Source organism: Paenibacillus sp. RC67 (assembly GCF_030020805.1).
Lineage (GTDB): Bacteria > Bacillota > Bacilli > Paenibacillales > NBRC-103111 > Paenibacillus_S.
Genome location: NZ_CP125098.1, coordinates 1 through 18,805, shown reverse-complemented (window position 1 = coordinate 18,805; position 18,805 = coordinate 1). Strand labels below are relative to the sequence as shown.

Sequence of the window (18,805 nt, the reverse complement as noted above, 5' to 3'; positions counted from 1 at the left end):
CTATCCGTCCTTTCGATTTTTGCTTCCGACCAGCAATCGAAGACCGCCGCCTATCAAGATTACGGATACAACAAAGGTTTGAAAATATTGATGAAACAGCATAGAAATCCGTTCCTTAGGGAACATCCGATCCAACGCGCTCAAGATGACCTCATCAGCTAAATAATAGCCTCCTAAAGCGAGCAGCACGATGCCGACCCATTTTTGGTGGTTAACTAGCCAGTCAACGAAAGGCAAATCTTTTAGCTCTTCCCGTCCTTGCTTGGAGATTTGTTGAAGCGCGTCAAAGAAGCTATAAAACCATAGAATCGGTATCAAAAACAAGAAAATCGATAGACGAAGCACATCCATAATGTAGATGAGCAGCAGGAAAGCCGCCATCAGCTGAAGTCCTCTTTTTTGCAGGCCCAGATACATATGTCCCGCTCCAGGTACGATAGATAGGAACGTAGCAATCATTTTGCTCTTTCTGCCGTCCTCGCGGCTTTCCTGGAAATCCTCGAAGAACGTCTGATCGATAAGCTCTTCTCCTCGCTGCTTACGGTTCAGCTGCTGTACACTGTCGAACATAGAGTAAAGCCAAATAATAGGCAGTATGCAAAGAAAGGCTAGAAACCCATCCCTATGAGTCAACACAGCTACGAAAATGACCATAGCCAAAGATCCGAAGAACGCGATTAGAAAGGCCAAGCCCCTCTGCATCAAGCCAAGCTGGAAATGGCCAAGCCCCGGAATAAACGAAAGCACAATCGTAAGAAACCGGTCATTCCCATTGTTCTGAGGTGCCATTATCATTCCATCATCTGTGTAAGTAGGCAAAACTGCCAAAGCAGGCACGTTCCCTCTCACAAGAGCTATAACCATATCAATCATGTTGATCACGGCAAAAAATAGGGCAACGACCATCAGAAAGACTAGAAAATCGCCTCTGTGCCTGTATCCTCCTGCAAAAACCAGTAAGCACATCAATGCAACGGGTCCGAAAAATCCAATGCCGTAAATGAACGCCCTTACCACGCGGTTCAAATATAAGTGTCCCATTCCAGGGATAAAAGATAACAGCAGCGCTGTCATCGCACTTTTAGGTCTCATTATCGTGTTCCCCCTCTTTCGTGTTTGGGCTGAAGCGAGTCCAACATCACGATCGTTTTTTCCATAATTTTTTGAGATACGGATGAACGGATTTCTTCCTGTACCCACGGCCCTGCCTCTATATTTGTCTCCGCGGAACCTATTCGGTCCATCAATGAATGGAAGGTGCTCGTTCCCATCAGCAGCAGTGTAATGACAGCAGCCACAGCATAGTGGAACACAGGATGCCGCAGGAATGATGAGGCTGTGCGATCTTGGCGTTTTGAAAGAGGCTGAGAAGGAATCTCTACGGCCTGAAATGATCGGGTAGATTCGTATTCGATCCGCTGCATAACCGACTCCACGATAGCATCTTCTGCCGCCTCTGCAAGCCTTGGGAAGGTATCCGTTGTGAGTTCCAATCCTTGCATATACTTATCAAGACATTCATCACATGAACTAAGATGTATTTCGTACTCTAGCTGCTCCTCTGAAGTAAGCTCCTGTCTAGCATATTTGGACCATTCTTCTACCGTGTAATGCTTCATCCCCACTCTTCCTCCTTCCAATGCTTGCGGATCCACTGCTTGGCTCGATACAACTTTGATTCCACTGTTTTCAGAGTAACTCCCTGCTCCGATGCAATTTGCTGATAGCTTTTGTCCTCTATATAAAAGGCCACGACCACATCACGGTAGTTATCAGGCAAGTCATCCAGACATTCCCGGATCCTCTGCTGCCTATGCCTATGGAGTACTTCCTCCTCCACCGTATGTACCGGATTCACCGGAAGGAGTTGCTCAGGCTCGTCCGTTAGCTGCTCTCTTTTTCGTTCGCGCGAACGTTTATAATCTATCGCTTTGTTCACAGTTATTCGAGTAATCCATGTTTTAAAGCCTTGATGCTGGTAGGAAGGGAGAGAAGCATATATTTTCCACAGTGCTTCCTGTGTCACATCCTCTGCGTCTTTGCTGGAATGCAGCACAGAGAACGCAACTTGATATAAATACGTATTATATTTGTCCATCAATAAGCGAAATGATTGCACGTCGCCGGCTACAATGCGCTCGATCCACTCTGTTTCTTCTGAAATGGTTCTCCCCCTCCTCTCCGAAAGAATAGACGATCTCTCCAAGACAAACCACTGCACAGGCTCGATTATTTTTTTCGGAAAAACTTCCTTATTGTACAACAACAAAAAAAGAGCCGCTTTATGCAGCTCCCTCATCATATCGTTTTACCTAGTATACCTCTTATATAACGGTGTAATCGACATTTGTTTTCCCAGGTTGGTAATATGGGTAATCCATAGACTTCTGTATAGCGGAAGCTGTGTCCTCGCAGGAAAAAAGTTCCACGAGGAACAAACCAACATCGAGAGAAGCCGCGACACCTCCACCCGTGATAACATTTCCATCTCTAACAATACGTGACGGTACAACTTCCCCGCAGTAAGGAGCCAGCAGTTCATAAGCGGAAGGATTGCTTGTTGCTCTTAATTCTTTCAGCCAACCCGCTGCTCCAAACAGCAAAGATCCCGTGCACACCGAGACCTTCATCGCCGAGTCTTTTGCCGTTTGCAGCCAGCCAATGAAATCCTCGTCATACCTCAGTTTCCTTGTTGCATAACCGCCAGGTACAAAGATAAGATCATACTCCGCCAGATCAGGACGTATCTTTTTTACTTTTATCGTCAGTCCGCGGTCATCCGTTACCTCTTCTTGTATACCGCACAGATCCCATGCAACTTCTTCCTTCAGACGATCTTTATACAATGAAAGCCTTGTAACCGGATCAAAAAATCCAAAAAAATCTAAAGTCGTCATTCCGTCGAATAATATAAATGCCATCCTCATCTACAACACACCTTCCTTAGCTTTTGTTTTCATTAGCTGAAATGCTGGATGCTGGAATGCCTAGCGCTGGCGGCCCCACACACTTTTCTTACCATGTATTACCAACATACCAGCAAATTTCAGTATAGCTCTGTCTCAAGCCATTCACTCCAGCCAATTGGAACATTACCGGCCCAGCCAATCTGCATATGGAGTATACTAAGATAAGGGAGGATAGGAATGGTTTGGAAACTCGATACCTTAAGCGAAGTTCCTATATTTCGGCAAATTTATATGCATTATGAACAGCAGATTTTACACGGGTCTCTATTGCCCGGTGCCCAACTACCGACAGAACGTGACTTGGCAATAAACCTTGGAGTGAATCGAAGCACCGTTTCAGCAGCTTATGATGAGCTAAGAGCCATGGGGCTCGTAAATTCCATTCAAGGAAGTGGTACCCGAGTATGTGAGTTCATGTGGGAGGAAACACCTGCGAGTACGCCCAACTGGGAGCGTTATTCCGCTCGCCGCACTTTCGACCCCACCTCAGCCATTGTGAAACGAACGATAGCGGCCTTTCCTCAGCCTGGGATCATTAACCTCACCAAAGGTGAGCTCTCTCCTGACTTGATGCCACTGGAGCTGCTCAAACAACTGACATCCGAAATCGACTTTAGCCTCCCGTTTAGCTACTATGCTAACTTCAAAGGGGATTTTGGCTTGCGAGAAACTCTATCCCATTTTCTAAAAACCAATCTGAGCATAACCGCTGAGCCGAATCATATTTTGATTACAGCTGGGGTCAAGCATGCGCTGCATCTTATCGCCAACACGCTGCTTCAGCCCGGTGATGCCATAGCCGTAGAGGGGCCCTCTTATCTGTATGGAATGCAGGTATTCTCTCCAGCCGGGCTTCGTATGGTCAAGCTCCCGGTAGACAAATACGGTCTTATTCCGGAGAAGCTTCCTGAGCTTTATCATAAGCATCGAGTTCGTATGGTATTTGTAAATCCTACTTATCAAAACCCTACAGGCACTACATTACCATTAGCACGCAGGAAAAAGCTCCTCGATATATGTGAACAGCTGCGACTGCCTATCGTTGAGGACGATCCGTATGGCTTATTGCGGCTTGACCCTTCCGCAGCTCCCATTCCGCCCTTAAAAGCATTAAGCAGAGGCGAGCGATTCGTCATTTATCTCGGCACGTTATCCAAAGTCGTTACACCCGGTATGCGCCTTGGCTGGATCGTTGCACCCTCTCCTGTCATTTCTCAGTTAGCCGATGCCAAGAACCGTATGGGCTACAGCACCAGTCACGCTGGAGAACGCCTCGCTCAACAGTACTTGAGTGCTCCCGCTTCTTTCGATCGGCTTAACTATATATGTGACACCTTACGAGTGAGAAGGAACCTACTGCTCCAAGCTTTAAAAGATGATGTTGGCGACGTAGCGGAGCTTTTTGCGCCCCAAACACCAGCAGGAGGCTATTACATCAGTCTCCAGCTTAAACAATCGTCAGTGACAGACAAAGAGCTTCTGGAGGCTGGAATCCAAGAAGGGGTCCTTATATCCCCAGGAAGCATTTATGGCGCGGAAAAAGGCTTTATAAGGCTTACTTATGCGTCTGTCAGTGAGGATCAAATCGTAGAGGGGATACAACGTCTGGGGCTAGCTCTTAGGCGATTATCATCGTTGAATTAAACAAAAAAAGACGACTGCCGATAAAGAAACTAATTCCTTCCTTCGGTCTGCCGTCTTTTTTAATTCTGATATAAGGATTCAGCTATTTTAATCCTGCTTGAGCCTTTGCTAATAGTTTACCGCCCTGAAAAGTAAAGTTCGCATTGGCTCCAATGGTCCCTTCGCCCTTATACATATAGACGGTGGTGTGAGTTTTCTCGCCTTTATTACCGATCTCGGACAATAACTCACCAGGACCTCCGATAATCTTCGTCACTTCCTCATAACTCATCCCATTTTCTATTTTTTCAAATTTTGCTTTCGTGATGGTATATGTACCTTCCTCTTTCCCTGACGCTTCGGTCTTGCTGGCCTGTCCGGATGTCTGCTTAGCTGGGCCGCTACCGCATCCGGATAAACTTAAAGCTACAATGAGTGATATCGCAATCCATTTAAAATTCATTCCCTGCTCCTTTATACCCATAATATACCTTAATTGTACAGTGTATCCTTTTGCAAAAACAGGTACTAAGCTCACACTTTCTTGTATCGTCTCTCCGCATTGGACTCATCTATAAACACAAAAAATCCCCTATTTGGAATAGGAGATTCGATTACGAAAGGTTAAATGGCGCGCCCGATACGATTCGAACGTACGACCTGCAGTTTAGGAAACTGTCGCTCTATCCTGCTGAGCTACGGGCGCGCGATACCTAGTAGTTTACCATAAAAGAAGTCCAAGAAAAAGTCCTTACGCTATCCTGCATGCCGATCATTTTCATATAGGACAGAATATCGTTAGCCAGGGTGAATTATGGCTGGGTCAATACAATAGGCCCATCCTTAGTAATTGCAATCGTATGTTCAAACTGAGCCGACAATGAGCCATCCCACGTCCGCGCAGTCCACCCGTCTGAATCAATATACATTTCAGGACCGCCTTGATTGATCATAGGTTCAATCGTAAATACCATTCCTTCCTTCAGCTTGAATCCCTTGCCCGGACGTCCAGTATGATCAAAGGAAGGCTTTTCATGAAGCGACTGCCCAATCCCATGTCCTAACAAATCTCGGACAACAGAGTACCCCGCTGCCTCGGCATGATTCTGAACAACATACATCACATCACCGATAGAATTGCCTATTACAGCCTTCGGGATCGCATGATCGAGACATTCCCTTGTTACTTTAATTAAGCGCTCAGCGGCAGAGGAAATCGCTCCTACAGCATACGTATAGCAAGAGTCCGCCATCCACCCATCATAGCTGCAAACAATGTCCATTTTAACGATATCTCCGTTTTTTAAGGGGTTATCATCTGGGAACCCATGCGCAATAACATCATTAACAGAAGCACAGGTTGCAAAAGGAAACCCTCTATACCCTTTCGTCACTTGTTTTGCGCCATTCTCATTCAAGAAGCGTTCAACAAAATCGTTAATATATAATGTGCTCACTCCAGGTTGAACTAGTTTTGCAATCTCTTGATGACACCGAGCTAACACTTGGCCTGCCTTGCGCATTTTCGCAATTTGTTGCGGTGTTTTTAAAATGATCATCATCCCATCGCCTCGATATCCTTTTACATCCATAGTACGTAGCTGGGTGACAAAAGGACCGCCCACGTTTGTATTCACCATTAAATTGCAATAATTAATCACAACTCAGTAAGTGATAAAATCCATTCTCTTTTATAATTCTTCATGTTAAAATGAGGGCAATCTATGAGTGAGGTGTTGGACAGCGTGCTGCAGGACAATCGATTTTACATTGTATATGATGAATTAACGATTACTATTTGTTCTTTTCTTGATGATGTTTGTGAGGAACTAGCGGCAGGAAGCACCCTATACGGCTACGCTGACAACGAAGAAATCGCCCAAATGATGCTGGTCGAGTGTTTTCAATACTTATCTGCCAACAATGCGTAATATAAAGACGACAGTTCCTTCTTGGATGAAGGAACTGTCGTTATTTCTGACTGGTGACTTTTAGTGATTAGCCTTCACCATTATTATGTCTGGAATGATTGGCTTGCTTGACCTTTTTGGAACCGGATAAAGGCTCTGTAGGCTGATGATCCTTTTCACGGTTCTTTTGCCCACTTGGGGGATTCACAGGTTGTGGAATATCTTTTGGCATAGATAGCCCTCCTCATTCTTAAAAATTAGTCTTTATCTGATAAGCTCGTCGTTTGAGTTTGAGTAGGCTCGTCATGGTTTAGTGCATCTTGATGACGCCGATCATTCGTTTGCTGCTGTATTTGCTGGGCTTGATGACTGTTCACTGCGGTATGTTCAAGATCCTTGGCCACATTTTGCAAATTTTTATCTACACTGCTCTTATTTTTTGTCACAGCTCATCCCTCCGACCATCAGGCTATTTAGTTACCGCGTGCAGTTGCTGCGCACATTCATGAATGTGCCTGACATAATCGTCCACCAAGGTTTGAATGATTGTCGTACGCTCATCCACATTAATACCCTCGCATTCCACATCCACGAGCTCCACTTTTATTTCTCTGGAATCTACATAAGTGCATTTGAAGTCAAAGCTGTAGTCGGAATGTCCCGCAGTAGCAATATGCACGCGTAAGACATTGGATTCCGCCTCATCAGCCTTGACTTCCGCTCGATCCGACGCATTCAATACAGTAGGCAAAGTTTTTGCCCATGCTGCTGCCAGCTCCTGTTGGTCGATTGTCAAAGTATCTGTCTTCGCCATCTTTTCAACACCTCCACAATCTTTAAGGTGCGATTCCTAAAACCTCTTTATTCGTTTGGCATGAAGTAAAAAAAGGAATTTGCGGGTAGCACAAAAAAAGCTGCATTATCCTTTAAGGGATAACACAGCTTCCGCTTATATATGGAATACCATTTTATCTTAAATGGCGGAGAGGGTGGGATTCGAACCCACGGAGACCTCACGACCTCGGCGGTTTTCAAGACCGCTGCCTTAAACCACTCGACCACCTCTCCGGGTGACAAAATGGATTGTATCACATCTAACTATTGTTTATCAAGTTCTATTTTTTAGAGATCTTGGATACGTTGTTCATGTAAGGACGAAGTACCTCAGGAATAACGACACTTCCGTCTTCCTGTTGGTAATTTTCGAGAATCGCAGCAACGGTACGTCCAAGTGCTAGACCCGATCCATTCAACGTATGAACGAACTCAGGCTTGGCTTTTGCATCACGGCGGAAACGAATGTTTGCACGACGAGCCTGGAAATCCTCGAAGTTACTGCAAGACGAAATTTCCCGGTACGTATTGCTGTTAGGCAACCAAACTTCCAGGTCGTATGTCTTTGCAGATGAAAAACCCAAGTCTCCAGTACATAGAGCCAGTACACGGTAAGGGAGCTTTAACAGCTGCAGAACTTTTTCCGCATCGGCTGTTAGCTTCTCCAGTTCATCATAAGAGCTTTCTGGTGTTGTGAGCTTCACAAGCTCGATCTTGTTGAATTGGTGCTGACGAATCAAGCCGCGGGTATCTCGCCCTGCAGAACCAGCCTCAGAACGGAAGCAGGCGCTGAAAGCGGAAAAATATTTAGGCAGATCCTCTACCGTTAATATATCATCACGATAGTAGTTCGTTACAGGAACCTCAGCCGTCGGGATCAAGAAATAATCGTTTCCTTCTCCAGACAGTTTGAACACATCTTCCTCGAATTTAGGAAGCTGTCCTGTACCTGTAAGGCTATCGCGATTGACGATCTGAGGAGGAATCATTTCCTCGTACCCGTGCTGGTCGCTATGAAGATCCATCATGAAATTAAGCAATGCGCGCTCAAGACGTGCTCCCAGTCCTTTATAGAACACAAATCGGGAGCCCGTTACTTTCGCAGCAGCCTCAAAATCTAGAATCCCTAAATCCTGACCCAATTCCCAATGAGCTTTTGGCTCAAATGAAAATACAGCTGGCTCGCCTACACGGCGAATCTCGACGTTGTCGTCTTCTGACTTGCCTATAGGTACATTATCATTAGGAATGTTTGGAATTGACATTACAATGCCGTTTAAATCGGCTTCAAGCACTCTAATCTCATCATCAAGCACTTTAATACGATCGCCTACGCCCTTCATTTCTTCAATCAGAGCGTCTGCGTCCTGTTTTGCTTTTTTCAAAGCGGCTACTTCTTGCGATACGACATTACGGCGGTTTTTCAACTGCTCAACTTCTTGCAGCAGCTCTCTGCGCTTCGTATCCAGACTTGTAAACCGGCTGATATCTTCAAGCGTCTTGCCGCGATTGTTCATCGCTTGCTCTACGCGCTGCAAATCATTGCGCATTAATTTTACATCTAACAAGGTGACCCCTCCTACCTCGCTTCACGTACCATGTCTAGAAAATATGCGTGCATCCGTTCATCATCGGTTAATTCTGGATGAAACGAGGCTGCCAACAAATGTCCCTGGCGTGCAGCAACAATTTGGTCCTTATACGTCGATAGGACCTCGACACCTTCGCCTACACCTTCGATTAATGGAGCACGAATGAATACCGCGCGAACATCGTCTGCGATGCCTTTTACGGGCAAATCCGTCTCAAAGCTTTCCCGCTGCCGTCCGAACGCATTGCGGGCAACCTTGATATCCATTAATCCAAGATGTGCTTCCGGCTGACCGGCAATTTCCTTGGCGATCACAATAAGTCCCGCACAAGTACCGAATATCGGCTTACCTTGCTTAGAGAATAACTGCAATGCGTCAATAAAATTATAGGTGCGCATCAGCTTGCCGATGGTCGTACTCTCTCCACCTGGGATAATAATCCCATCGATCTCGCTTAGCTGCTCCGTTTTCTTGACGATGACGCCTTCAGCGCCTGCTTTCTCAATCAGCTTAATATGCTCGGCTACTGCTCCTTGGAGTGCCAATACTCCTATTTTCATGGCTAATCCATCCTTTACCGAACAATTACCAGCCGCGATCTTGCATGCGTTGAGTAGCATCCAGCTTGGAAATTTCGATACCTTTCATTGGCGTTCCTAAGTTTTTGGAAATTTCAGCAATCAGTGCATAGTCCGTGAAGTGCGTTGTTGCTTCCACGATAGCTTTTGCAAACTTCTCTGGGCTATCCGATTTGAAAATACCCGATCCAACGAATACGCCGTCAGAACCCAAATGCATCATAAGAGCAGCATCCGCTGGAGTCGCTACGCCACCTGCAGCGAAGTTAACAACTGGCAATTTGCCTGTTTCATGTACTTGCAGCAGCAGCTCATATGGAGCACCCAAATTTTTAGCTTCAGCCATCAGCTCGTCTTTGGACATAGCTTGTACTTTTTTAATTTGACCGACCATCATACGCATGTGACGAACCGCTTCAACAATGTTTCCTGTTCCTGGCTCACCTTTAGTACGAATCATGGACGCGCCTTCGCCGATTCTGCGCAGCGCTTCTCCAAGGTCTCTAGCTCCGCAAACGAACGGAACGGTGAATTCTCTTTTATTGATATGGAAAACTTCATCGGCAGGAGTAAGTACTTCACTCTCATCGATATAGTCTACACCCATGGACTCCAAAATTTTCGCTTCAACAAAATGACCTATACGAGCTTTAGCCATAACCGGAATGGATACGGCTTTCATAACTTCTTCCATAATAGTAGGGTCAGCCATACGGGCTACGCCGCCTGCTGCACGAATATCCGAAGGTACACGCTCCAATGCCATGACAGCGGAAGCTCCAGAAGCCTCAGCGATTCTTGCTTGTTCTGCATTCATGACGTCCATAATGACGCCACCTTTTTGCATTTCAGCCATACCTTTTTTAACTCGCGATGTACCAGTTTCCATTTCCCGACTCCTCCTAAAGACCCTTATAATCGATTCACGATACGCAAAATGCGACAAACTAACTAAGCAATTATTTTACATGAACAACCTTAAATATACAACCCGTTTACCCGGATTTTACGCCTTCTTAGCACCGCTAATCATATCTACAAAAAAGTTCTTGATCGCCCGGAAAAATAAGCGGAACCAACCACCTTTTTCTTCATCATTTGCTGCCACTAATTTTATAGTATACGGTTTATTTTCAAAAGTAACCGTCATGGTACCAACTTCTTGTCCCTTAGCAATAGGTGCAATCAAATCGGTCTTACCTTCTGCGGTTTTTGCAAATGCGGAATCCTGTGTCCCCTTCTTAACCAGCAAGGATAACCCTTCTCCTGTAACTACTCCTACTTCTGTATTCGTACCTTTCTTAATAGGCACCGTCGCCAATGACTCTACAGGACTGCCTGCTTTGACGACTTCTTTCTTTTCGAAGTTCGTATAGCCGTAGTCTAGCAGCTTCTTAGTATCAAAAAAGCTGTTGTCCCTGCTGCTTGAATTCATAACCACGGAGATAAGTCTTGTATCGTTGCGGATGGCCGTACCTGTGAAGCAGTAGCCTGCTTTGTCCGTATGCCCCGTCTTCAAACCATCCAAGCCCTGATACACATACTTTTTAAAGTTAACGTTATCCTTGTTACCTTCTAGCATCCAGTTATAGTTAATCATCGGATTGGTGTCCGTAGCTCTAAATTTTTTGGATGTAATGCTGGAAAATTTCAGAATATCCGGATAATCCTTAACCAAATGATAAGCGATAAGTGCAGCATCTTTAGCTGTAAAGATCGTTTCCCCTGGAAGTGAAGCCGGTGCGAATTTGCCCAAATCTACACGATCCAAGCCAGAAGTATTAATGAAATAAGCATCCTTGGACAAGCCTAGCTTGGCTGCCGTTTCATTCATCAGCTGCGCAAACTTCTCTTCAGAGCCTGATATTTTCTCTGCTAACGCGACTGCTGCTCCATTATCTGAATAAATGGTAACGGCATTAAACAAATCTTGAACGCTATATTGATCACCTTGAGCTTTTGGAATACCTGACAATGCTTTATTATTCGATAAAAAAGCTGAGTAATCGCTAATGGTGAGCGTATCGGTCCAATCGATCTTTTTATTAGCAATGCTATCAAGAACTAAATATTCAGTCATCATTTTGGCCATACTGGCAGGCTGCATAGGAGTATTTTCATTTTGGGCGTACAGGACTTGTCCTGTTGAAGCCTCCATCAATATCGCCGATTTCGAGCTTAATCCTAAATTCGGGGCATCTGCCTCCGCAGCTTGGGCCGTATTAGCAACTAGTGGGGAAATTGCGATTTGTGCTACGATCGAAGCCGCTAATATCAGCTTTCCCCATTTCCAAAACCTGTTCACTTCTTCACTCTCCCATTCATTTTGTGCTTTTATTGTAGCATACCAACGTAACCAAAAAAAAGAAGACAAAGACCTGAGCCCTTGTCTCCAATATATGGTTCGAAATTACAACGAATAGTTAGGTGCTTCTTTGGTGATTTGCACATCATGTGGATGACTTTCGCGCAAGCCTGCACCAGTAATACGAATGAACGACGTATCGTTAATAAGCTCCGGAATATTGTGAGCACCACAGTAGCCCATACCGGAACGCAAACCACCGACTAGCTGATACACGGTATCGGCCAAAGGACCTTTGTAAGCGATACGTCCTTCAATACCTTCAGGAACGAGCTTGCTTTCGTTCTCTTGGAAGTAACGGTCTTTACTGCCTTCCTTCATGGCTCCAAGTGAGCCCATACCACGGTATACTTTGAACTTTCTGCCTTGGTAAATTTCAGATTCACCTGGGCTCTCGTCCGTACCTGCAAACAAACTACCAATCATAACAGCACTGGCGCCGGCTGCAATCGCTTTGGTAACATCTCCTGAATACTTGATGCCTCCATCAGCAATGATTGGCACATTGTACTCTCGTGCTACTGAAGCACAATCATAAATGGCAGTAATCTGAGGTACACCGATACCCGCAATAACGCGTGTAGTACAGATAGAGCCAGGACCGATACCTACTTTAACCATGGAAGCCCCGGCTTGGATAAGGTCTCTTGTACCGTCTCCAGTGGCTACATTACCTGCACAGATTGGAAGGTCAGGGTATTGTGTACGGATCATCTTAACCGTGTTAAGGATATTGATATGGTGACCGTGAGCCGAGTCTACCACAAGCATGTCCGCTCCAGCTTCGACCAAAGCGGCTGTACGCTCCATAACGTCTTTGGATACTCCTACTGCAGCACCTACCAGAAGGCGGCCGTGAGCATCTTTTGCTGAGGTAGGGAACTGGATAGCCTTCTCGATATCTTTGATCGTAATGAGGCCCTTCAGCGTGTTATGCTCATCAACCAACGGCAGCTTCTCGATTTTGTGCTGCTGCAAAATAACTTCAGCCTCAGCCAGCGTAGTTCCTACTGGAGCCGTTACGAGATTCTCGCGAGTCATAACTTCTTTAATCTTGATGGAGTAGTCATGAACAAAACGAAGATCCCGGTTTGTTAAAATACCGACCAGTTTTTTGTTTTCGTCACAAATTGGTACACCAGAGATTCTATACTTCGCCATTAGCTCTTCAGCATCGTATACGTGGTGTTCCGGGGTCAAGGAGAATGGGTTCGTGATAACTCCGCTTTCCGAACGCTTAACACGGTCTACTTCCTCAGCTTGCTGTGCGATAGACATGTTTTTATGAATAATCCCAATACCGCCTTCTCGTGCGATAGCTATCGCTAGTGCCGCTTCCGTTACCGTATCCATCGCTGAACTTAAGAAAGGGATATTTAACTTGATTTTATCTGTAAGCTGCGTTGAGATGTTGATTTCTTTCCCGAAAACCTCTGACTTTCTTGGCACCAACAATACATCATCAAACGTCAAGCCTTCTTTAGCAAACTTTGTTTCCCACACGAAATTATCCTCCTTCAAATTCATACTTGCCCGTAGATATTATTGCAATATTATCAAAAGCCTATTTTTAATGTCAAGCTTATCTTGGTAACCGTTTAAGGAACGTCATAAATATGTACAAACTATGGAAATGGAAGGATTGTATGCCCTTTCTTAAGGTTAGAATGCCCATTATATAAGGAAAATTATGAATATTCTTTTAATTAAAGAGTGGTTCCTTCCTTCACCTCATAAAACACTAACTAACTTATCTATGGTAGAAAAAACAAAAAAGTCTTCTTGGATCATGTCCAAAAAGACTTTTTACATTTTGCTTGGCGACGTTCTACTCTCCCAGGACCCTGCGGTCCAAGTACCATCGACGCTGGAAGGCTTAACGTTCGTGTTCGGTATGGGTACGCGTGGTTCCCTTCCGCCATCATCACCAAACTAAGAGCTTTCGTCAGAAAGCTTGCTTCGTAAGCATACGCTTTTTTCGAAGCGTTACTTCTTCGAAATCGCTGCGAGAAAATATCCTTCCTTAAAAAGGACATGCAGCTCAAGGCTTATTCCTTGAAAACTAGATACGAAATAAATACGCGTTGGTTGAGCTATACTTCTGCATGTTGTACACATCACAGAATCTTGGATAAGCCCTCGACCGATTAGTATTCGTCAGCTCCACACGTTGCCGTGCTTCCACCCCGAACCTATCAACCTCGTCGTCTTCAAGGGGTCTTACATACTGGGAAATCTCATCTTGAGGGGGGCTTCACGCTTAGATGCTTTCAGCGCTTATCCCGTCCGTACGTAGCTATCCAGCCGTGCTCCTGGCGGAACAACTGGTACACCAGCGGTACGTCCATCCCGGTCCTCTCGTACTAAGGACAGCTCCTCTCAAATTTCCTACGCCCACGACAGATAGGGACCGAACTGTCTCACGACGTTCTGAACCCAGCTCGCGTACCGCTTTAATGGGCGAACAGCCCAACCCTTGGGACCTACTTCAGCCCCAGGATGCGATGAGCCGACATCGAGGTGCCAAACCTCCCCGTCGATGTGGACTCTTGGGGGAGATAAGCCTGTTATCCCCAGGGTAGCTTTTATCCGTTGAGCGATGGCCCTTCCATTCGGTACCACCGGATCACTAAGCCCGACTTTCGTCCCTGCTCGACCTGTATGTCTCGCAGTCAAGCTCCCTTATGCCTTTGCACTCTTCGAATGATTTCCAACCATTCTGAGGGAACCTTGGGGCGCCTCCGTTACTTTTTAGGAGGCGACCGCCCCAGTCAAACTGCCCACCTGACACTGTTCCCCGACCGGTTCACGGCCGCGGGTTAGAACTCCGATACGATCAGGGTGGTATCCCAACGTCGCCTCCACACAAGCTGGCGCTCATGCTTCTCAGGCTCCCACCTATCCTGTACAGATCGTACCAAAGTCCAATATCAAGCTGCAGTAAAGCTCCATGGGGTCTTTCCGTCTTGTCGCGGGTAACCTGCATCTTCACAGGTATTAAAATTTCACCGGATCTCTCGTTGAGACAGCGCCCAAGTCGTTACGCCATTCGTGCGGGTCAGAATTTACCTGACAAGGAATTTCGCTACCTTAGGACCGTTATAGTTACGGCCGCCGTTTACTGGGGCTTCGGTTCATAGCTTCGGGTTACCCCTAACCACTCCCCTTAACCTTCCAGCACCGGGCAGGCGTCAGCCCGTATACTTCGCCTTGCGGCTTCGCACAGACCTGTGTTTTTGCTAAACAGTCGCTTGGGCCTTTTCACTGCGGCCCCCTCGGGCTATTCACCCTACCGAGGCACCCCTTCTCCCGAAGTTACGGGGTCATTTTGCCGAGTTCCTTAACGAGAGTTCTTCCGCGCGCCTTAGCATGCTCTGCTCGCCTACCTGTGTCGGTTTGCGGTACGGGCACCTTCTCCCTGGCTAGAGGCTTTTCTTGGCAGCCTGAACTCATGACCTTCGCTACTGCAATTTTCGCTCCCCATCACAGACCAGCCTTACGATGTGCGGATTTGCCTACACATCAGCCTCTCTGCTTGGACGGGCATCCATCAGCCCGCGTCACTATCCTTCTGCGTCACCCCATTGCTCATAACGGTTCACGGTGGTACAGGAATTTCAACCTGTTGTCCTTCGACTACGCCTTTCGGCCTCGCCTTAGGTCCCGACTTACCCTGAGTGGACGAGCCTTCCTCAGGAACCCTTAGGCTTTCGGCGGACAAGATTCTCACTTGTCTTTTCGTTACTCATACCGGCATTCTCACTTGTATGCTGTCCAGCGCTCCTTACGGTACACCTTCAACCTACATACAACGCTCCCCTACCCAAGAACATTACTGTCCTAGCCATAGCTTCGGTGGCGTGTTTAGCCCCGTTACATTTTCGGCGCAGAGTCACTCGACCAGTGAGCTATTACGCACTCTTTCAATGGTGGCTGCTTCTAAGCCAACATCCTGGTTGTCTGTGCAACTCCACATCCTTTCCCACTTAACACACACTGGGGGACCTTAGCTGATGGTCTGGGCTGTTTCCCTCTTGACAATGGATCTTAGCACTCACTGTCTGACTCCCGGGATGAAAGTATGTGGCATTCAGAGTTTGACTGGACTTGGTAACCCTTGGCGGGCCCCGCACCCAATCAGTGCTTTACCTCCACTACTCATCTCCCGAGGCTAGCCCTAAAGCTATTTCGGGGAGAACCAGCTATCTCCAAGTTCGATTGGAATTTCTCCGCTACCCCCACCTCATCCCCGAATTTTTCAACATTCGTGGGTTCGGGCCTCCAGTGCGTGTTACCGCACCTTCACCCTGGACAGGGGTAGATCACATGGTTTCGGGTCTACGCCCACGTACTAAGTCGCCCTATTCAGACTCGCTTTCGCTGCGGCTTCGGCTCTTCACCTTAACCTTGCACGGGAACGTAACTCGCCGGTTCATTCTACAAAAGGCACGCCATCACCCATGAACGGGCTCTGACTTCTTGTAAGCACACGGTTTCAGGTTCTATTTCACTCCGCTCCCGCGGTTCTTTTCACCTTTCCCTCACGGTACTGCTTCACTATCGGTCGCTAGGGAGTATTTAGCCTTGGCAGATGGTCCTGCCTGCTTCCCACGAGGTTTCACGTGTCTCGCGGTACTCGGGATCCGTCTAGCGATACGTTCGTTTTTGGCTACAGGACTTTTACCCTCTCTGGTCGGCCTTTCCAGACCGCTTCACCTAACCAACTTTTCGCACATTGACGTCCCACAACCCCAGGGAGCAAGCCCCCTGGTTTGGGCTATTCCGCTTTCGCTCGCCGCTACTGACGGAATCACTTTTGTTTTCTTCTCCTGAGGGTACTTAGATGTTTCAGTTCTCCTCGTATGCCTCTACACATCCTATGTATTCAGATGCGAGTAACTGAGTATTACCTCAGCTGGGTTCCCCCATTCGGACATCCCCGGATCAAAGCCTGCTTACGGCTCCCCGAGGCCATTTCGTCGTTCGCCACGTCCTTCTTCGGCTCCTAGCGCCTAGGCATCCTCCGTGTGCTCTTATTAGCTTAACCAGCTAATGATTCGATTCGTAAAGAATCGTCACTACGTGTATTGCTCTACGCATTTATTTCGATATCTAGTTTTCAAGGAACAATCTGTCTGCAACTGTTACATTGGCAAAGCCATGTCAGTTGTCAGGCTTTTTGAGAAGTGTTATCCTCTCAAAACTGACCAACGAGTGAATGTTGTTTGCAGTATAATATACTGCTCATGTCCGATGACCTACAGTCATCATGGACTCCATAGAAAGGAGGTGATCCAGCCGCACCTTCCGATACGGCTACCTTGTTACGACTTCACCCCAATCATCTACCCCACCTTCGGCGGCTGGCTCCCTTGCGGGTTACCCCACCGACTTCGGGTGTTGTAAACTCTCGTGGTGTGACGGGCGGTGTGTACAAGACCCGGGAACGTATTCACCGCGGCATGCTGATCCGCGATTACTAGCAATTCCGACTTCATGCAGGCGAGTTGCAGCCTGCAATCCGAACTGAGACCGGCTTCTAAAGATTCGCTCCACCTCGCGGCTTCGCTTCCCGTTGTACCGGCCATTGTAGTACGTGTGTAGCCCAGGTCATAAGGGGCATGATGATTTGACGTCATCCCCGCCTTCCTCCGGTTTGTCACCGGCAGTCACTCTAGAGTGCCCAACTCAATGCTGGCAACTAAAGTCAAGGGTTGCGCTCGTTGCGGGACTTAACCCAACATCTCACGACACGAGCTGACGACAACCATGCACCACCTGTCTCCAATGCTCCGAAGAGGGCACCTATCTCTAGGTGTTTCATCGGGATGTCAAGACCTGGTAAGGTTCTTCGCGTTGCTTCGAATTAAACCACATACTCCACTGCTTGTGCGGGTCCCCGTCAATTCCTTTGAGTTTCACTCTTGCGAGCGTACTCCCCAGGCGGAGTGCTTACTGTGTTTACTTCGGCACCAAGGGTATCGAAACCCCTAACACCTAGCACTCATCGTTTACGGCGTGGACTACCAGGGTATCTAATCCTGTTTGCTCCCCACGCTTTCGCGCCTCAGCGTCAGTTACGGTCCAGAAAGTCGCCTTCGCCACTGGTGTTCCTCCACATCTCTACGCATTTCACCGCTACACGTGGAATTCCACTTTCCTCTCCCGCACTCAAGTCACCCAGTTTTCAGTGCGATCCGGGGTTGAGCCCCGGGCTTAAACACCAAACTTAAATGACCGCCTGCGCGCGCTTTACGCCCAATAATTCCGGACAACGCTTGCCCCCTACGTATTACCGCGGCTGCTGGCACGTAGTTAGCCGGGGCTTTCTTCTCAGGTACCGTCACCCTAAGAGCAGTTACTCTCCTAGGCGTTCTTCCCTGGCAACAGAGCTTTACGATCCGAAAACCTTCATCACTCACGCGGCGTTGCTCCGTCAGACTTGCGTCCATTGCGGAAGATTCCCTACTGCTGCCTCCCGTAGGAGTCTGGGCCGTGTCTCAGTCCCAGTGTGGCCGATCACCCTCTCAGGTCGGCTACGCATCGTCGCCTTGGTAGGCCGTTACCCTACCAACTAGCTAATGCGCCGCAGGCCATCTGTAAGCCACAGGTTACCCCGTGTTTCATGATTCCCTCATGCGAGAGAACCAGTTATCTGGTCTTAGCTATCGTTTCCGATAGTTATCCCAATCTTACAGGCAGGTTGCCTACGTGTTACTCACCCGTCCGCCGCTATCCCCGAAGGGACCGCTCGACTTGCATGTATTAGGCACGCCGCCAGCGTTCGTCCTGAGCCAGGATCAAACTCTCCATTAAAGTGATCACCGAAGCGATCGTATAACAGAGCTTGTCTTAAGCTCAAAATTCAATGCTAGCGAGAATTTTCATTCTCTTTAAAACATTCACTCGTTGTTCAGTTTTCAAAGGACAATCT

At 47.2% G+C, this 18,805-nt stretch carries 16 protein-coding genes, 2 tRNA genes and 3 rRNA genes; 2 read left to right on the top strand and 19 right to left on the bottom strand.

What is annotated here, in order from left to right; translation table 11 throughout:
* Genes QMA13_RS00105 through QMA13_RS00090 form a run of 4 tightly spaced genes read right to left on the bottom strand, consistent with a single transcriptional unit; the run spans position 1 to position 2,927 of the window.
* Positions 1 to 1,092: a hypothetical protein gene (locus QMA13_RS00105; RefSeq protein ID WP_282938725.1), complete on the bottom strand. Its 1,092-nt coding sequence runs from the start codon at positions 1,090 to 1,092 to the stop codon at positions 1 to 3.
* A complete protein-coding gene (locus QMA13_RS00100; protein WP_282938724.1) occupies positions 1,092 to 1,619 on the bottom strand; it encodes an anti-sigma factor family protein in 528 nt (175 codons plus the stop codon). Before QMA13_RS00100 ends, QMA13_RS00105 begins: the two co-directional genes overlap by 1 nt.
* Positions 1,616 to 2,302, bottom strand: a complete 687-nt coding sequence (locus QMA13_RS00095) for an RNA polymerase sigma factor (RefSeq protein ID WP_282938723.1) — start codon at positions 2,300 to 2,302, stop codon at positions 1,616 to 1,618. Before QMA13_RS00095 ends, QMA13_RS00100 begins: the two co-directional genes overlap by 4 nt.
* 22 nt (positions 2,303 to 2,324) lie before the next feature.
* Positions 2,325 to 2,927 (bottom strand): DJ-1/PfpI family protein, encoded by a 603-nt coding sequence (locus QMA13_RS00090; protein WP_282938722.1) that lies wholly within the window; start codon positions 2,925 to 2,927, stop codon positions 2,325 to 2,327.
* Positions 2,928 to 3,146: 219 nt separating this feature from the next.
* Here QMA13_RS00090 and QMA13_RS00085 point away from each other — a divergent pair, with 219 nt between their 5' ends.
* Complete coding sequence (locus QMA13_RS00085; RefSeq protein ID WP_282938720.1) at positions 3,147 to 4,613, top strand: aminotransferase-like domain-containing protein; 1,467 nt, start codon at positions 3,147 to 3,149, stop codon at positions 4,611 to 4,613.
* Positions 4,614 to 4,695: 82 nt separating this feature from the next.
* On the opposite strand, the gene QMA13_RS00080 is transcribed toward QMA13_RS00085, so the two are convergent.
* From QMA13_RS00080 to map, 3 genes are all read right to left on the bottom strand, one after another.
* The gene (locus QMA13_RS00080) at positions 4,696 to 5,055 is read right to left on the bottom strand and encodes a DUF3862 domain-containing protein (protein WP_282938718.1); all 360 of its coding nucleotides are present in this window, start codon (positions 5,053 to 5,055) and stop codon (positions 4,696 to 4,698) included.
* Between the two features lie 166 nt (positions 5,056 to 5,221).
* A tRNA-Arg gene (locus QMA13_RS00075) sits at positions 5,222 to 5,298 on the bottom strand.
* 106 nt (positions 5,299 to 5,404) lie between these two features.
* Positions 5,405 to 6,151: a type I methionyl aminopeptidase gene (gene map, locus QMA13_RS00070; RefSeq protein WP_282943179.1), complete on the bottom strand. Its 747-nt coding sequence runs from the start codon at positions 6,149 to 6,151 to the stop codon at positions 5,405 to 5,407.
* A 165-nt stretch (positions 6,152 to 6,316) separates the two neighbouring features.
* On the opposite strand from map, the gene QMA13_RS00065 reads away from it, so the two are divergent.
* Positions 6,317 to 6,523 carry a hypothetical protein gene (locus QMA13_RS00065; RefSeq protein WP_282938716.1) on the top strand — a complete coding sequence of 69 codons (207 nt, stop codon included), beginning with the start codon at positions 6,317 to 6,319 and terminating at the stop codon, positions 6,521 to 6,523.
* 67 nt (positions 6,524 to 6,590) lie between these two features.
* On the opposite strand, the gene QMA13_RS00060 is transcribed toward QMA13_RS00065, so the two are convergent.
* The 12 genes from QMA13_RS00060 to QMA13_RS00005 form a co-directional block, all read right to left on the bottom strand.
* Positions 6,591 to 6,734 carry a small acid-soluble spore protein P gene (locus QMA13_RS00060; protein WP_282938714.1) on the bottom strand — a complete coding sequence of 48 codons (144 nt, stop codon included), beginning with the start codon at positions 6,732 to 6,734 and terminating at the stop codon, positions 6,591 to 6,593.
* 25 nt (positions 6,735 to 6,759) lie between these two features.
* Positions 6,760 to 6,948 carry a hypothetical protein gene (locus QMA13_RS00055; RefSeq protein WP_282938713.1) on the bottom strand — a complete coding sequence of 63 codons (189 nt, stop codon included), beginning with the start codon at positions 6,946 to 6,948 and terminating at the stop codon, positions 6,760 to 6,762.
* 23 nt (positions 6,949 to 6,971) lie between these two features.
* On the bottom strand, positions 6,972 to 7,316 hold the full coding sequence (locus QMA13_RS00050; protein ID WP_282938712.1) for a hypothetical protein: 345 nt from the start codon (positions 7,314 to 7,316) through the stop codon (positions 6,972 to 6,974).
* A 164-nt stretch (positions 7,317 to 7,480) separates the two neighbouring features.
* Positions 7,481 to 7,570: transfer RNA gene (locus tag QMA13_RS00045), tRNA-Ser, on the bottom strand.
* 47 nt (positions 7,571 to 7,617) lie between these two features.
* On the bottom strand, positions 7,618 to 8,904 hold the full coding sequence (gene serS, locus QMA13_RS00040; protein WP_282938711.1) for a serine--tRNA ligase: 1,287 nt from the start codon (positions 8,902 to 8,904) through the stop codon (positions 7,618 to 7,620).
* Between the two features lie 11 nt (positions 8,905 to 8,915).
* Entirely contained in the window at positions 8,916 to 9,488 is a 573-nt protein-coding gene (pdxT, locus tag QMA13_RS00035) for a pyridoxal 5'-phosphate synthase glutaminase subunit PdxT (protein WP_282938710.1), read from the bottom strand.
* A 25-nt stretch (positions 9,489 to 9,513) separates the two neighbouring features.
* Complete coding sequence (gene pdxS, locus QMA13_RS00030; protein WP_282938709.1) at positions 9,514 to 10,395, bottom strand: pyridoxal 5'-phosphate synthase lyase subunit PdxS; 882 nt, start codon at positions 10,393 to 10,395, stop codon at positions 9,514 to 9,516.
* Between the two features lie 117 nt (positions 10,396 to 10,512).
* Positions 10,513 to 11,811 carry a D-alanyl-D-alanine carboxypeptidase family protein gene (locus tag QMA13_RS00025; RefSeq protein WP_282938707.1) on the bottom strand — a complete coding sequence of 433 codons (1,299 nt, stop codon included), beginning with the start codon at positions 11,809 to 11,811 and terminating at the stop codon, positions 10,513 to 10,515.
* A 105-nt stretch (positions 11,812 to 11,916) separates the two neighbouring features.
* Positions 11,917 to 13,374 (bottom strand): IMP dehydrogenase, encoded by a 1,458-nt coding sequence (gene guaB / locus QMA13_RS00020; RefSeq protein WP_282938705.1) that lies wholly within the window; start codon positions 13,372 to 13,374, stop codon positions 11,917 to 11,919.
* A 312-nt stretch (positions 13,375 to 13,686) separates the two neighbouring features.
* A 5S ribosomal RNA gene (rrf, locus tag QMA13_RS00015) occupies positions 13,687 to 13,803 on the bottom strand.
* A 195-nt stretch (positions 13,804 to 13,998) separates the two neighbouring features.
* Positions 13,999 to 16,918 (bottom strand): 23S ribosomal RNA (locus tag QMA13_RS00010).
* A gap of 235 nt (positions 16,919 to 17,153) precedes the next feature.
* Positions 17,154 to 18,687 (bottom strand): 16S ribosomal RNA (locus QMA13_RS00005).
* Together the 16S, 23S and 5S rRNA genes form the textbook arrangement of a ribosomal RNA operon.
* Between the last annotated feature and the right edge of the window lie 118 nt (positions 18,688 to 18,805).

Bases quoted from the DNA above. Each gene is read 5' to 3' on its own strand.
- QMA13_RS00105 (WP_282938725.1), bottom strand. From the start codon at position 1,092: ATGAGACCTAAAAGTGCGATGACAGCGCTGCTGTTATCTTTTATCCCT.
- QMA13_RS00100 (WP_282938724.1), bottom strand. From the start codon at position 1,619: ATGAAGCATTACACGGTAGAAGAATGGTCCAAATATGCTAGACAGGAG.
- QMA13_RS00095 (WP_282938723.1), bottom strand. From the start codon at position 2,302: ATGATGAGGGAGCTGCATAAAGCGGCTCTTTTTTTGTTGTTGTACAAT.
- QMA13_RS00090 (WP_282938722.1), bottom strand. From the start codon at position 2,927: ATGAGGATGGCATTTATATTATTCGACGGAATGACGACTTTAGATTTT.
- QMA13_RS00085 (WP_282938720.1), top strand. From the start codon at position 3,147: ATGGTTTGGAAACTCGATACCTTAAGCGAAGTTCCTATATTTCGGCAA.
- QMA13_RS00080 (WP_282938718.1), bottom strand. From the start codon at position 5,055: ATGAATTTTAAATGGATTGCGATATCACTCATTGTAGCTTTAAGTTTA.
- map (WP_282943179.1), bottom strand. From the start codon at position 6,151: ATGATCATTTTAAAAACACCGCAACAAATTGCGAAAATGCGCAAGGCA.
- QMA13_RS00065 (WP_282938716.1), top strand. From the start codon at position 6,317: ATGAGTGAGGTGTTGGACAGCGTGCTGCAGGACAATCGATTTTACATT.
- QMA13_RS00060 (WP_282938714.1), bottom strand. From the start codon at position 6,734: ATGCCAAAAGATATTCCACAACCTGTGAATCCCCCAAGTGGGCAAAAG.
- QMA13_RS00050 (WP_282938712.1), bottom strand. From the start codon at position 7,316: ATGGCGAAGACAGATACTTTGACAATCGACCAACAGGAGCTGGCAGCA.
- pdxT (WP_282938710.1), bottom strand. From the start codon at position 9,488: ATGAAAATAGGAGTATTGGCACTCCAAGGAGCAGTAGCCGAGCATATT.
- pdxS (WP_282938709.1), bottom strand. From the start codon at position 10,395: ATGGAAACTGGTACATCGCGAGTTAAAAAAGGTATGGCTGAAATGCAA.